Annotated in this window: 10 protein-coding genes and 1 pseudogene; 7 read left to right on the top strand and 4 right to left on the bottom strand. The window is 65.9% G+C overall.

Features of this window, described 5'->3' with window-relative positions; genetic code table 11:
- Positions 1-2: 2 nt before the first annotated feature.
- Genes arsC through HNR60_RS10040 form a run of 3 tightly spaced genes read right to left on the bottom strand, consistent with a single transcriptional unit; the run spans position 3 to position 1,304 of the window.
- Entirely contained in the window at positions 3-428 is a 426-nt protein-coding gene (arsC, locus tag HNR60_RS10050) for an arsenate reductase (glutaredoxin) (protein WP_184256963.1), read from the bottom strand.
- On the bottom strand, positions 428-955 hold the full coding sequence (locus HNR60_RS10045; protein ID WP_184256961.1) for an arsenate reductase ArsC: 528 nt from the start codon (positions 953-955) through the stop codon (positions 428-430). The genes arsC and HNR60_RS10045 overlap by 1 nt, the downstream gene beginning before the upstream one ends.
- Complete coding sequence (locus HNR60_RS10040) at positions 948-1,304, bottom strand: ArsR/SmtB family transcription factor (RefSeq protein WP_184256959.1); 357 nt, start codon at positions 1,302-1,304, stop codon at positions 948-950. Before HNR60_RS10040 ends, HNR60_RS10045 begins: the two co-directional genes overlap by 8 nt.
- Before the next feature lie 12 nt (positions 1,305-1,316).
- Between HNR60_RS10040 and HNR60_RS10035 the strand changes: the two genes are divergently transcribed.
- The 3 genes and pseudogenes from HNR60_RS10035 (at position 1,317) to HNR60_RS10025 (ending at position 3,420) form a co-directional block, all read left to right on the top strand.
- Positions 1,317-1,667 carry a hypothetical protein gene (locus tag HNR60_RS10035; protein WP_184256957.1) on the top strand — a complete coding sequence of 117 codons (351 nt, stop codon included), beginning with the start codon at positions 1,317-1,319 and terminating at the stop codon, positions 1,665-1,667.
- A gap of 23 nt (positions 1,668-1,690) precedes the next feature.
- Positions 1,691-2,028: pseudogene (locus HNR60_RS24470) on the top strand (DUF2399 domain-containing protein).
- A 198-nt stretch (positions 2,029-2,226) separates the two neighbouring features.
- A complete protein-coding gene (locus tag HNR60_RS10025) occupies positions 2,227-3,420 on the top strand; it encodes a Fic family protein (RefSeq protein ID WP_184256953.1) in 1,194 nt (397 codons plus the stop codon).
- A 387-nt stretch (positions 3,421-3,807) separates the two neighbouring features.
- Here the strand turns inward: HNR60_RS10025 and HNR60_RS10020 are convergent, their stop codons facing one another.
- Complete coding sequence (locus tag HNR60_RS10020; RefSeq protein ID WP_184256951.1) at positions 3,808-4,203, bottom strand: hypothetical protein; 396 nt, start codon at positions 4,201-4,203, stop codon at positions 3,808-3,810.
- Positions 4,204-4,344: 141 nt separating this feature from the next.
- Here HNR60_RS10020 and HNR60_RS10015 point away from each other — a divergent pair, with 141 nt between their 5' ends.
- Genes HNR60_RS10015 through HNR60_RS10000 form a run of 4 tightly spaced genes read left to right on the top strand, consistent with a single transcriptional unit; the run spans position 4,345 to position 12,614 of the window.
- Positions 4,345-5,871, top strand: coding sequence for a TIGR02677 family protein (locus tag HNR60_RS10015; RefSeq protein WP_347339335.1), 1,527 nt, complete (start codon positions 4,345-4,347; stop codon positions 5,869-5,871).
- Positions 5,855-7,159 (top strand): TIGR02678 family protein, encoded by a 1,305-nt coding sequence (locus tag HNR60_RS10010; protein WP_184256947.1) that lies wholly within the window; start codon positions 5,855-5,857, stop codon positions 7,157-7,159. The genes HNR60_RS10015 and HNR60_RS10010 overlap by 17 nt, the downstream gene beginning before the upstream one ends.
- Positions 7,156-11,334: a TIGR02680 family protein gene (locus tag HNR60_RS10005; protein ID WP_184256945.1), complete on the top strand. Its 4,179-nt coding sequence runs from the start codon at positions 7,156-7,158 to the stop codon at positions 11,332-11,334. Before HNR60_RS10010 ends, HNR60_RS10005 begins: the two co-directional genes overlap by 4 nt.
- Positions 11,331-12,614 (top strand): TIGR02679 family protein, encoded by a 1,284-nt coding sequence (locus tag HNR60_RS10000; RefSeq protein ID WP_184256943.1) that lies wholly within the window; start codon positions 11,331-11,333, stop codon positions 12,612-12,614. Before HNR60_RS10005 ends, HNR60_RS10000 begins: the two co-directional genes overlap by 4 nt.
- Positions 12,615-13,093 lie beyond the last annotated feature (479 nt).

Genomic DNA, 13,093 nt, shown 5'->3' with positions numbered 1-13,093 from the left:
CCTCAGGCGGTTGCGACGGGGCGGCCGGCGGCGTCGATAACGCGTTCGCCGTCTTCCTTGACGAATTCGCCCTGCTGCGGCGGCAGCAGATCGAGCACGGCTTCGGAGGGGCGGCACAGCCGCACGCCGTTCGGCGAGACGACCAGCGGACGATTGATCAGGATCGGATGCGCCATCATCGCGTCGAGCAGATCATCGTCGCTGAGCGCTGGATCGTCGAGCTTCAGCTCCTGGAACGGCGTGCCTTTCTCGCGCAGCAATTCCCGCGGGCTCAGCCCTGCGCGTGCGATCAGTTGCGTGAGCAGCGCCCGGCTCGGCGGGCATTTCAGGTACTCGATCACGTGCGGCTCGATCCCGGCATTGCGGATCAGGCCGAGCGTGTTGCGCGAGGTGCCGCAGGCGGGATTGTGGTAGATGACGACGTCCATCACGCCACGTCCGGGCGGCCGTGGCTGGCGCCCTCCGAGTGCCCGATCTCGCGCAGCTTGGCGCCCAGCGCGACGCCGTCGAGCCGCTTGATCGGCAGTGCCGCAAACACGCTGATGCGGTTCTTCATGAAGCGGAACGCCTGAACGAAGGCGCGCTCCTTATCGATATCGCCGCCCTCGACCGCTGCGGGATCGTCGATGCCCCAATGCGCCGTCATCGGCTGGCCGGGCCACACCGGGCAGGCCTCACCGGCGGCGTTGTCACAGACGGTGAAGACGAAATCCATCACCGGCGCGTCCGCGGCGGCGAACTCCTGCCAGCTCTTGGAACGAAGCCCCTCGGTCGGATAGTTGCTGTCGGCGAGCACTTTCAGCGCGAAGGGATTGACCACACCCTTGGGCTGGCTACCTGCCGAGAAGGCGTTGAATCGACCGGCGCCGTCCTTACGCAGGATGCTCTCGGCTATGATCGAGCGGGCGGTGTTGCCGGTGCAGAGAAACAGCACGTTGAAGACGCGGTCAGGCATCGACGGATTCCTTCGGAGGACAGCAGGGGATCAGGTCGGCGAACAACGGCGCGCAGATCTCGCTGCGGCCGTCGCAGCAATCTTTCAGCATGAACAGCATCAGTTCGCGGAAGCGATTGAGATCGGCGCGATAAACGATGGAGCGGCTGTGCCGCTCGGAGCTGACGAGGCCAGCCCGGCTCAACACGTTGAGATGCACCGACATGGTGTTGGCCGGGACGCCGATGGCCTTGGCGAGATCGCCAGCGGCGACGCTCTGCGGCTCGCGACGAACCAGAAGCCGGAACACCTCCAGCCGGGTGCGCTGCGACAGGGCGGACAAAGCGTCGGTGGCCAGCTTTATTTCCATGATTCATGAATAATGGATTTGTCAGACAAGCGCAAGAGCGTGCACGCGGTCAACGCTGCGGTCGCCGGTATCCGGCTCGTGGCAGGAACCGGATCGCCGCACCCACACGCCCCGGTCAAGATCGCCTGCAGAACGCTGTTGTCGGCTGCCATCGACATGTGCAGCGCCGAGGTTCCAGAGCTCAGCATTGTCGGCGATGAACTCCGGCAGGCTGTGAAAACGCGTCAGCGCGAGATCACCGACAAATACGTCAATGTCATCGAGGCAGTCCGTGAGGCGCATTCAAACCGGCTCGTCGATATTCCGGACACCCTTCCGAACGTGTCGAATCTCTATCGGAAAAAAGGCCGAGCGACTGACTGAGGCGCACAGCACACTCGAGGATCGTGGTGAGGCTGCCGAAGCCATCCGCCCAGCGATGCCTTTTGCTCCAGCTTGCCAAAGCGGGCGCGCGGCTTCGCTATCATGGTGATTTCGATTGGCCTGGATTGCACATCGCAACCAAGTCATGCGTGAGCATGGGGCCGAGCCGTGGCGCTTCGGCGCCGCTGACTACGCAGCCGCAGCCGCAAGGATCTCCCTTTTCGGGCAGCCCTTGCAAGGTAAGTCGGTCGCAGCCCGTTGGGATGGAGAATTGACGACCGCCATGGAACAACATCGGGTCGCAATCCCCGAGGAATTCTTGGCAGACTCGCTGTTGCAAGATCTGGTTAGCAAATCTTAGCGCCGCCTATTGCCCTGGGCAGTTCATCCAGAGGATCGACCAAACTGGCCTTCGACGAACGTCGAATGTAATGCGTCGCTTCATGCAGCAAGCGACCAACCAAACGGCAAAGATCGGCCAAGACATCGGCCATTCTTGATACAATATTAGTTTTGCTGCTGTATTTTCAACATCTTAACATCTTACCAGATCGGCCAAATGGCGAAAGAAACAACCCAGCGGATCGAACCGACCCGGCTTGCAGAAACGTCAGAAGCGATCGCCGACGTGATTGCGGATTTGTCGGCCGCCTCAGCCAGATTAGGAACCGGCCTGCATCCGCGCACGGCCGCCAATCTCGCCGATCTCGTGCGGCTGATGAACACCTATTACAGCAACCTCATCGAAGGCCACAACACCCGCCCGAGAGATATCGCTCGCGCCCTCGAAGGACAGCTTGATCAGGATCAGGAGCGCAGGGATCTGCAATTGGAAGCCGCTGCCCACGTGCGCGTGCAGACCAAAATTGATCGCATGGCCGACGCCAACAATCTCCCTGAACCTGCGTCGATCGAGTTCATCAAATGGCTGCACCTCGAATTCTATCGCGACGTTCCGAAGGAGACGCTGCGGATGAGCGGTGATCATGCCGAGTTCAGTTTGGAGCCCGGCGCCTGGCGCTCGCGTCCCGAGCATGATGTCACGGTCGGGCGGCACATTCCGCCGTCGAGCCATCGGGTCGATGACTTCATGGCCTATTTCGAGGAACGCTACTCTTTCAAGTCTTTGAAGACGGCGGGCCGGATCATGGCCATGGCCGCCGCGCATCATCGTTTCAACTACATCCATCCTTTTCTGGACGGCAATGGCCGCGTGAGCCGCCTCATGAGCCACGCCATGGCTCAACTCGCTGGCGTCGGCGCGCATGGGCTTTGGTCGATCTCGCGGGGGCTTGCACGCGGATTGAACGCTCCGAGCGAATACAAGCAAATGATGGACCTTGCCGATATGCCGCGTCAGGGCGATCTCGATGGCCGTGGCAACCTTTCGCTCCGGGCGCTCGGCGACTTCGTACTTTGGTTTCTCAAGGTCTCGCTCGATCAGGTGCAATTCATGGGAAGCCTGTTCGAACTCGACAAGCTTGGGCCACGACTCGGCGTCTACGTCGAACGCAGCGAAACATTGAAGCCGGAAGCCCGGCGACTGCTCGAAGAGGCGCTGATTCGCGGCCAGTTTGAGCGCGGCGAGATTGCCCGCATCACCGGCCTGCCCGACCGGACCGCGCGCCGCATCCTGGGGGATGTGATCAATGCAGGGCTTCTCGGATCGGAAACCCCCAAAGGCCCGGTGTCGTTGCGCTTCCCAACAGAGGCACTCGACATTCTGTTTCCACGCCTGTTTCCGGAAACTTGACGCAGAGCGGATGGTGCCGAAACGGGTACCGTCGGGTGTCGCCGTGGAAGGCCGGGTCATTCAACCAAGCGGCCGGCCTTCCCAAACCTGTAGAGGCGTCCGTCGGCCGAGGGAGGAGCAGCCCAACGTGGATGAGCGGCCTCACCAAATCGCGGTGTGGATTTTTGTGCCCAAGAAAGGATTGATGGTAACGTTCAGGAAGCCTCTGCAAGACATGAAAAAGCCCGCTACAGGCGGGCTAATTCATTGTAACTATTTAGAAAAGTTTGGTTGCGGGGACCTGCAACACCCGATTCTTGCGATTGGTCGAGAGGGCCATACCAAAGCTCGTAGCATCATTGGTGTACGTAAGACGAGTTCCTATCCGCCCGGCTCCGCCAACTGTAATTATCTGAAATCATTCAGCTCGTTTTGCCTATGGGCGTCGTTGGCCCGCAAGCTGTCCGCCAATGCAGAAAATGCATTTGCGATTTTGATTGCAGTTTTCGGGGCCGGCATCGGGATTTTCAGGCTCTTTGCGCCGGAGGCCCGATCGTGCTCAATCCATGGATGCGCCGGCGCGTTGGCTTCGTTGCCAGACGCGAGCGCCGCGACAACTTGCATGCCGATTTGCACCAGGAACTGCCACGGATCTGACGTCTGATCGCGCGGCGACGGCGCGCCAACATTCGCGCGCGCGACCGCCGTGGCGGCAGCTCCAATCGGTGCATCCGCATTCGCATTCGCGAGTTCAGCCGCATGCCGGGCCTCTCGCGTCGAGAACTGGCTCTGAGTTGAGTGCAAGCGCCGCGCGGCCGGCCCCGCGCAATTCCTGACACCATCGACGGAAGCCGATATGGCTGGAACAAAGCCACAAATCCGCTAACCTATGGCGCCGATCGATATCTGCAGTCCAGGACCATCTGGAAACGTCCGATGCCAGCCGTGAGCGATTCAGCCGAACTGTTCAGGCATGTCAGCGCCGAGAAGTCGGCGTTGTATCGCTGCATCATGGATGTGTTTGCCGCGGCCAAGCGGCAATATCGCCTGCAATTGCGGCCCGACGACGTCTTGACCGAAGCCCGATGGCCGGACGGACAGACCCCACGCATCGAAGACGTCAACGCAGCGCTCAGCCAGCTTTCGGCCTGGGGCAATCTGGAATCGCATCATGATACGGCGCGGGTTTCCAGCCTGAACGATTTCTACCGGGCGCGCCTGCTGTACCGGCTGTCGCAGGGCGGTGAAGCCGTGGAATCGGCGCTGGCGCTGTTCGTGCAAACCTTGCAACGCCGCGCCGAGCTGCAAACCGTGGCGCTCGAAGACATCGCCAGCCGATTGCAGGCGATGAAGGCGCTGGCCGATGAGACCGAACCGGACGCCGCAAAAATCCACGCGACGCTGCGGGATCTGGTGCGGGTGTTCGAGGGCCTGGCCGACAACGCCCAGGCGTTCATGGCCGGGGTGGCGCGCAGCATCGAACTGCAGCAGGCCGAAGAAAATGCCGTGGCGAACTACAAGCGGCGGCTGATCGACTACCTGGAGCGCTTCATCGGCGATCTGGTGCGCCGCTCGGACATGATCGCCGGGCTCATTCTCGCATTGGAGCCGAGCATCGACGCGATGTTGCAGCAGGTGGCTGCGCGCGAGGCCCGCGACGCCGCGCCCGGCGACGAGCAGGATCGCATCGATGCCCAAACCCGATCCTGGAACGTCTGGCGCGAACGTTGGACGGGTCTGCGCGGCTGGTTCTTCCGCGCCGGCCACGAGCCTTCGCAAGCCGAATTGTTGCGGGCGCGGGCGAGGTCGGCGATTCCGCAATTGCTCGGCGCGATCGCCGCGCTGAACGAGCGCCGCAGCGGCCGCAGCGATCGCTCCGCGGATTTTCGCATGCTCTCGCTGTGGTTCGCCGACTGCGCCGAAGATGGCGAGACGCATCGGCTGGCGCGCGCCGCCTTCGCGCTCAATCCGGCGCGGCATTTTTCGCTCAATCCCGACGCCGACGCGGAGTTGCCGGCCAGCACGCGCTGGATCGATGCGCCGGCTTTGCGGATTCACCCGCGGCTGCGCGAATACGGCGAGGCGGCGCCGCGCGGCCCGTTGGCACGGGTGCGCGACCGCGCCGACGCCCGCGCCCGGCTGGCGCGCGAACTCGCCGAGGAATCGCAGCAGGTCGAAGCGGCGCGCAGGCGCCTTGCCACCGGCCACCCCACCCGCCTGTCCGACCTCGGCGAACTCGACCGTCACGCCTTCGGGCTTTTCCTCGGACTGCTCGGCGAAGCGTTGAGCGAACAGGCCGGACCGGACGCCACCGCGGAGCGGCAGACCGGCGACGGGCTGTTGCATATCAGCCTGACGCCGCTGGCGGCGGACAGTCGCGCCCGCATCGACACGCCGCTCGGGGTGTTTTCCGGGCGCGACCATCTGATCACCATCACGCCGACACGGGACGCCGATGCAGCCCAGCCCTGAAAGGTCCAGCGACAGTCGCAGCATCGGCCAGCAACAGAAGCGTTTCCAGCGCGAGGAGTTTCGCAGCGCGGTGCGCGCGTTGCTGATGACGCCGCTGATGAGTCCGGAGCACGACGATTTTCCCGGCATCCGCCGCCAGGCCGACGCGCTGCGCGACTGGTTCGCGCGGGAAACCGGCTGGCCGCTGCAGATCGAACATGAGGGCGCCCGCCTCTATAAGCGTCCTGCCGATCTCGACAGCACGATGCGCGGCCTGCCCGGCTACGATCGCCGCCGCTATGTGCTGCTCTGTCTCGCCTGCGCGGTGCTGGAGCGCGCCGATCCGCAGATCACGCTGCGGCTGCTGGGCGAGCGGCTGCTGCAATTGGCCGCTGACCCGGCGCTGGCGGCGTCGAACTTTAGCTTCACGCTCGGCGCTCCGCACGAGCGGCGCGAACTGGTGGCGGTCTGCCGCACGCTGCTGGAGTTGGGGGTGCTGGCGCGCGTCGCCGGCGACGAAGAGGCCTTCGTACATGCCGGCGGCGATCAGGCCGACGCCCTTTACGACGTGCAGCGCCGCGCGCTCGCCGGCATGCTGGCGGCGGTGCGGGGGCCATCGACCTTTCGACCGGAAGACGCCCCGATCACGCTCGAGCAGCGGCTGCATGCGCTGGTCGATGAGCACGTGGCGGACAGCGACGAGGGCCGGCGCACGGCGCTGCGCCACCACCTCGCCCGCCGGCTGCTCGACGATCCCGTAGTCTATCTCGACACGCTGGACCCCGACGCCCGCGGTTATTTCGTCAATCAGCGCGGCGCCATGGCCGCGCGCTTGCGCGACGCCGCGGGCCTGGTGGCCGAACAACGCGCCGAAGGGCTGGCGCTGGTCGATGAGACCGGCGTGCTGACCGACGTAGCGATGCCGGCCGAAGGCACCGACGCCCACGCCACGCTGCTGGTCGCGGAGCATTTGGCCAGCAGTTACAGAATGCGCCTGGCCGAGGCCGCTGCCGCGACACCGGCCGCGGCGGCGTTCACCCCGGAGCACGACATCATCGCCTTCCTGCGCGACGCCAAGACCAGGTTCGGTCGCTACTGGCGCAAATCGGCACGCGAGCCTGGTGCCGAACGCGAGTTGACGGAGATCGCAATCGAACGGCTGGAAAAACTCCACCTCATCGTCCGAGATGCCGACACCGTGCAGCCGCTGCCGGCGCTGGCGCGCTTCGCGCTCGGCGACGCCGAAATCCGCGACAGCCGTGAACCGCGCGCCGGCTCCGTCGGCAAGGATCGGTTCGGATCGCCATGAACGACCGCCCGACTTCGTTTCTTGCGGAGACCGCAAGACCAGCCTTGCCGATCCCGACGCGAACGCGCTGGCAGCCGCTGCGGCTCGGCCTGGTGGAGCTGTTCCACTACGACAGCGAGGAGTTCTGGTTTCGCGACGGCCATCTGCTGCTGCGCGGCAACAACGGCACCGGCAAATCCAAGGTGCTGTCGCTGACCCTGCCCTTCCTGCTCGACGCGCAGCTGAAATCGTCACGGGTCGAGCCGGACGGCGACAGCGGCAAGAAGATGGCCTGGAACCTGCTGATGGGCAGCTACGACCGGCGCATCGGCTATGCCTGGATCGAGTTCGGTCGGCTCGCCGAGGACGGCACGCCGCATTATCTCACGCTCGGCGCCGGATTGTCCGCGGCAGCGGCGCGTCCGCAGGTGGAGAGCTGGTTCTTCGTGCTCGACGATAGCGACGCCGCGCCGCGCCTCAACCAGGATCTCTGGTTGATCAGCGAGCAGCGCAACGTGCTGACCAAGGAACGGCTGCGCGACGCGCTGCAGGGCCGCGGCCAGCTGTTCGACACCGCCTCGAGCTATCGGCGCGCCGTCGATGAGCGGCTGTTTCGGCTCGGGGCGCGGCGCTACGACGCCTTGATGGATACGCTGATCCAATTGCGCCAACCGCAATTGTCGAAGAAGCCGGACGAGACCGCGCTGTCGAATGCGCTGACCGAGGCGTTGCCGCCGCTGCCGACCGAATTGCTTGGCGACGTCGCCGAGGCGCTCGGCCAGTTGGAGGAAGATCGCCGCCAGCTCGAGGAATACCAGACGCTGGCCAGAGCCATCGACCGCTTCGAGCAACGCTACCGGATCTATGCCGGCACCCAGACCCGGCGCCAGGCCCGGGCGCTGCGGCAGGCGCAAACCGAATTCGACAATGCCAGCCGGGCGCGCGGCGAGGCGCAGGCGGGGCTGGCACAAGCGCTGGCCGCCGAAGCGCTCGCGCAGGACGCGCAGGACGAGGCCGAGCGTGCGCTCAAGCGCGACCAGGCGCGGCTGGAAACCCTGCGCAGCGGCCCCGGGATGGAGGACGCCAACCGGCTGGAAACCGCGGCGCGCGACGCCGCCGCGCGGCAGCGCGCGTCGCAGGCCGCCGCCACGGCGGCCGACGAGGCGGCGCGCCGGCTGACGCGTAGCGTCGGCGAAACCGCACAGGCGGCGCAACGCATGGCGCAAGCCGAACGTCAGCTCGCCGAACTGCGCCGCGACGGCGCGGCTTATGCCGCCAGCGCGGGCATTGCCGTGGCCCATGGCGGCAATCCGCTGGCAAGCTGCGACGCCGCGGCATTGACCGAACTGACGCCGCACGCCTTCGAGGCAGCGCGCTCCGAGCTTGCCGCTTTGGTCGCCGAGCGACGCGACCAGATCGCCGTGTTGCGGCGGCGCCAGGCGGAGGTCGCCGCGGCCGAAACTCTGCATGCGCAACACCAAGCGGCGCGCGACGAACGACGGGACGCCGCCGAAGCCGCTGCGAACCGACGCGAGCAGGCCGATGCCGCCGTCGAGCGGCAGGGCCAAAACCTTGTCCAGGATTGGGAGCGCCACTTCGCCGGCCTGACGCAATTGCGCATCGACCCCGACGATGGCCTCGCGGCGCTGACCGCGCTCGCCGACTGGGTGGTCGCCCTGCAGGGCGACAATCCGGCGCGGCAAGCATTGCAGGCCGCGCAGCAGCAGGCCAGCGTGAGTTTCGCGCAGCGCCGCGTCACGCTCGACGCCCAACAACAGAACCTTGAAATCGAGCGCGCCGCGCTTCAGGACGAATGCAGCCGTCTGGAAGCTGGCGTCGATACCTCGCCGCCGCAGCCCGCGATACGCGATGCCAATACCCGGACTGCGCGCCAAGGGGCTCCGCTGTGGCAGCTGGTCGATTTTCACGACGTCGTCACAGCGACGCAGCGCGCCGGTCTCGAGGCCGCGCTCGAAGCCGCCGGCCTGCTCGACGCGTGGATTTCGCCCGACGGCGCGCTGCAGACCGGCGACGGCGGCAGGCCGTTACACGACACGCAATTAATGCGGCGGTCGCCACATTCGCAATCGCTCGGCGATTGGCTGCAGGCCGATGTGCCCGCGGACAGCCCTGTGTCGGCCGATGTCATTGCTGCGATTCTGTCGGGCATCGCCTGCGCGGACGACGATCCGATCGACAGCGAAGCCTGGGTCGCCCCCGATGGCCGCTTTCGCCTCGGCGCGCTGACCGGCGCCTGGGACAAGCCGACGGCGGCCTATATCGGCTATGCCGCCCGCACCGCGGCTCGTGCGAAGCGACTGGCCGAGATTGCCGAGCGCCTGACACTGATCGCCGCCCAACTCGCGGCGTTGCAGGCGATGGCCGCGCAGCTCGCGCGCGACCAGGATCGGGCCGCCGAGGAATGGCGCTCGGCGCCCTCCGACGAGGCGTTGCGCCATGCCCATCTCGCCGCCACAGCCTGCGCACGGGACGCACAGGACGCCCTGCGACGACTGGCCGAGGCTGACGTGCGGTGCCGCGACGCCGAGCAGGCGCTGCAGACGGTGCGGCAACGGCTCGCCGCGGATGCCGCCGACCTGCGATTGCCGGCGTCGCCCGCCGACTTGCCGGCGATCGCGGCGGCGCTGGACAACTATCGCGATGCCCAGCTGCAGCTTGCGCAGGTCGCCCAGGAGTTGCGTTTCGCGCTGCTCGACCTGCAGCGGCAACGCGACCGCGAAAGCGAGGCGCGCGAGCACCTCGCGACACAGCAAGAGCAGCTGGCGACGGCCCGCATCGAAGCGGAAGAAGCCGCGACCCGGCTCGGCGTGTTGCGCGAAGCTGTCGGCGCGATGGTCGAGCAATTGCAACGCCAATTGGCCGCGGCCGTCGCCGCCGTCAAAGCGGGCGATGACGCATTGAAAGGGGCGCGCGAAGCCCTGATCAGCTCCGGCAAGGCGAGCGCGGTCGCCGGAGAAAAATCCAAGACTGCGGAGACGACTTTCACCGAAAGCAGCGAGGCGCGCGCCGAAGCGATCGCCAGGTTCCAGCATTTTGCCGCCACCGGGCTGCTGTCAGCGGCGCTACCGCAAGCAGAACTACCCGATATGGCCAGCGCATGGACGATCGATCCCGCGCTGACGCTGGCGCGCCGGGCCGAACAGGCGCTGTCCGAACGCAAGGACGACGAGGAAAGCTGGGCGCGGGTGCAGCGGGAGATGGCCACCGACCTCACCGAATTGCAGCGCGCGCTCAGCGCACTCGGCCACCAGGCCCAGGCCGAAACCACCGACTGGGGACTGACCGTCCACATCGTCTACCAGAACCGACCCGAACCGCCGGCTCGGCTGGCGGTGCGGCTCGCCGAGGAGATCGCGCAGCGCAGCGAACTGCTCACCGCCAACGAGCGCGCCGTCTTGGAAAATCACCTGCAGGCCGAGATCGCCTCCGAGGTGCAGCGTCTGCTGCAAGCGGCTGAAGTTCAGCGCGACGCCATCAACAAGGAGCTGCACAGCCGCCCGACCTCCACCGGCGTACGCTATCGCCTCCTTTGGCAGCCGCTGCCGGAGGACGAAGGCGCCCCGGTCGGGCTCGACGCCGCACGCAAGCGGCTCTTGAACACCAGCGCGGATCTGTGGTCGGCGGAAGACCGCCGCGTGGTCGGCGCGATGTTGCAGAAGCGCATCGCCGCCGAGCGCGAACGCACCGATCTGGGCTTCGGCAGGGACGGCGGCGGCAGCCTGATCGAGCAACTCGCCCGCGCGCTGGACTATCGGCGCTGGCACCGTTTCCGCGTCGAGCGCTGGCAGGACGGGCATTGGCGCAAACTCTCCGGCCCGGCCTCCAGCGGCGAACGCGCGCTCGGCCTCACCGTGCCGCTATTCGCCGCGATCGCCAGCTTCTACGGCCAGGGCAGCTCGGCGCAGGCGCCGCGGCTGATGCTGCTCGACGAAGCCTTCGCCGGGATCGACGATTCCGCCCGCGCCCATTGCATGGGGCTGATCCGGGAATTCGACCTCGACTTCGTCATCACCAGCGAACGCGAATGGGGCTGCTACGCCGAATTGCCCGGCGTCGCGATCTGCCAGCTGCAGCGCCGCGAAGGCATCGACGCGGTGTTCGTCTCGCGCTGGAACTGGGATGGCCGCGCCAAGAGCCGCGACGAGGATCCCGACCGCAGGTTTGCGCCGACATGAGAGCCGCAACCGACGCGCGGCTTCAGCGCCTGCTCGGCGGCGAGCGTCTCGCCTCGCTGCGCAAGCGGCTGCGCCGGCGCTTTGAACGCCACACGCCCGACGACGTCGTCGAAAGCCTTCGCATCGACCGACTGACCGCGGAGGAGCACGCCGCGCTCGCAGCATTGCTCGGCCGCCCGCAGCGCTACTCTGGCTCCTTACAGATCGACCTTCGCGTGCTCGATGCCGCGTTCCAAAACGCCGGGATCGCAGCTTCGCTGCGCGATGCGCTGGAACAGCTCGATGGCCCGATCACACACCTCGCCAGCGCACGCCTCGCGCTACAAACGCTATGGTCGGATGTGATTGGCGCCTGCCACCACGCGAGCCTGTCCGCATTGCTGCAGTCGCCGGCGGGCCTCGGACTGCTCAAGCGTCTTGCACGACAGAATGCTGCGGCGGCGATCGAACTATGTCGCCGCGCCGAGGCGGTGCTGCAACGGCTGCCCGCGCAGGGCCTCACCCGTTCGCAATTGGCTGCCGACGTGCTCGGCGATGCCCATGCGCTCGACGGCGGCCAAGCCACCGCGGCGCTGGTGCTCGCGGTGTTGCGTCGGTCTGCGCCGCAATCCCACGACGGCGATGACGACGCGCCAATTGAGGCCGCGGCAAATGGCGGTCTCGAACGCAACGCCAGCGTGGAGCGCGACCGCGAGATCTGGGCTCAAGCCGGCATCCTGGTCAATGAGTTGGCGCGCCCGGTGCTGTTCCTGAATCTTCCGACCCGCGAGGCGGAGAGCGATCGTCGGCGCGCGGGCGAGCCGAGCTACGCATCCTTGCGCGCGCTGCTGCGCTCACCGCCCACCTGGGACGTGGCCCACCGCACGGTCTATGTCTGCGAAAATCCCAATCTGATTGCGATCGCCGCCGATCGCTGGGGCGCCGATTGCGCGCCGCTGGTCTGTACCGATGGCATGCCCGCGGCCGCGCAACGGTGCCTGTTGCTGCAACTGAGCGAAGCGGGCGCGCGGCTTCGCTATCACGGCGATTTCGATTGGCCCGGATTGCACATCGGCAACCAAGTCATGCGTGAGCACAACGCCGAACCGTGGCGCTTCGGCGCCGCTGACTACGCCGCCGCGGCCGCAAGGATCTCATTCTTCGGCCTGCCTCTGCAGGGTAAGGCGGTCACAGCACATTGGGATGGAGCATTGACGACGGCCATGCAACAATGTCGGGTCGCAATCCCAGAGGAATTCTTGGCAGACTCGCTGTTGCAAGATCTGGTTTGCAAATCCTAGCAGGCTGTTGAAGAAGTGTTCGACGGCGGTCGATCTGGGGTGAATTTTGTTTAGCAGACTGGTGATTGAGGGCCAACCGAAACCACGACGCCCTCGCTTCGCTTGCCTGGGGTAGTTTAGCGGACTGGTGATTGAGGGCCAACCGAAACGGCCGAGGCCATCGCGTCGTTCGCCGGTAAAGTTTAGCGGACTGGTGATTGAGGGCCAACCGAAACGAAAACGACACCGGCACCGTTGACGCAAAAGTTTAGCGGACTGGTGATTGAGGGCCAACCGAAACGAACATCCTCGGCAAGAAGGGCGGCAAGGCAGTTTAGCGGACTGGTGATTGAGGGCCAACCGAAACCACGATGATCAGCGGCCGGTGCCGCTTCACAGTTTAGCGGACTGGTGATTGAGGGCCAACCGAAACAGCAAGTACAGCGGGACCAAATTCGTCACCAGTTTAGCGGACTGGTGATTGAGGGCCAACCGAAACG

Source organism: Rhodopseudomonas rhenobacensis, assembly GCF_014203125.1.
GTDB classification, from domain to species: Bacteria; Pseudomonadota; Alphaproteobacteria; order Rhizobiales; family Xanthobacteraceae; genus Rhodopseudomonas_A; species Rhodopseudomonas_A rhenobacensis.
The sequence above is the reverse complement of the archived record's forward strand: the minus strand, read 5'-3'. Positions and strand labels throughout refer to the sequence as shown.

Coding starts and splice junctions, on each gene's coding strand:
- HNR60_RS10005 (WP_184256945.1), top strand. CDS start 7,156: ATGAACGACCGCCCGACTTCGTTTCTTGCGGAGACCGCAAGACCAGCC.
- HNR60_RS10000 (WP_184256943.1), top strand. CDS start 11,331: ATGAGAGCCGCAACCGACGCGCGGCTTCAGCGCCTGCTCGGCGGCGAG.
- HNR60_RS10035 (WP_184256957.1), top strand. CDS start 1,317: ATGGATTTGTCAGACAAGCGCAAGAGCGTGCACGCGGTCAACGCTGCG.
- HNR60_RS10025 (WP_184256953.1), top strand. CDS start 2,227: ATGGCGAAAGAAACAACCCAGCGGATCGAACCGACCCGGCTTGCAGAA.
- HNR60_RS10045 (WP_184256961.1), bottom strand. CDS start 955: ATGCCTGACCGCGTCTTCAACGTGCTGTTTCTCTGCACCGGCAACACC.
- arsC (WP_184256963.1), bottom strand. CDS start 428: ATGGACGTCGTCATCTACCACAATCCCGCCTGCGGCACCTCGCGCAAC.
- HNR60_RS10040 (WP_184256959.1), bottom strand. CDS start 1,304: ATGGAAATAAAGCTGGCCACCGACGCTTTGTCCGCCCTGTCGCAGCGC.
- HNR60_RS10010 (WP_184256947.1), top strand. CDS start 5,855: ATGCAGCCCAGCCCTGAAAGGTCCAGCGACAGTCGCAGCATCGGCCAG.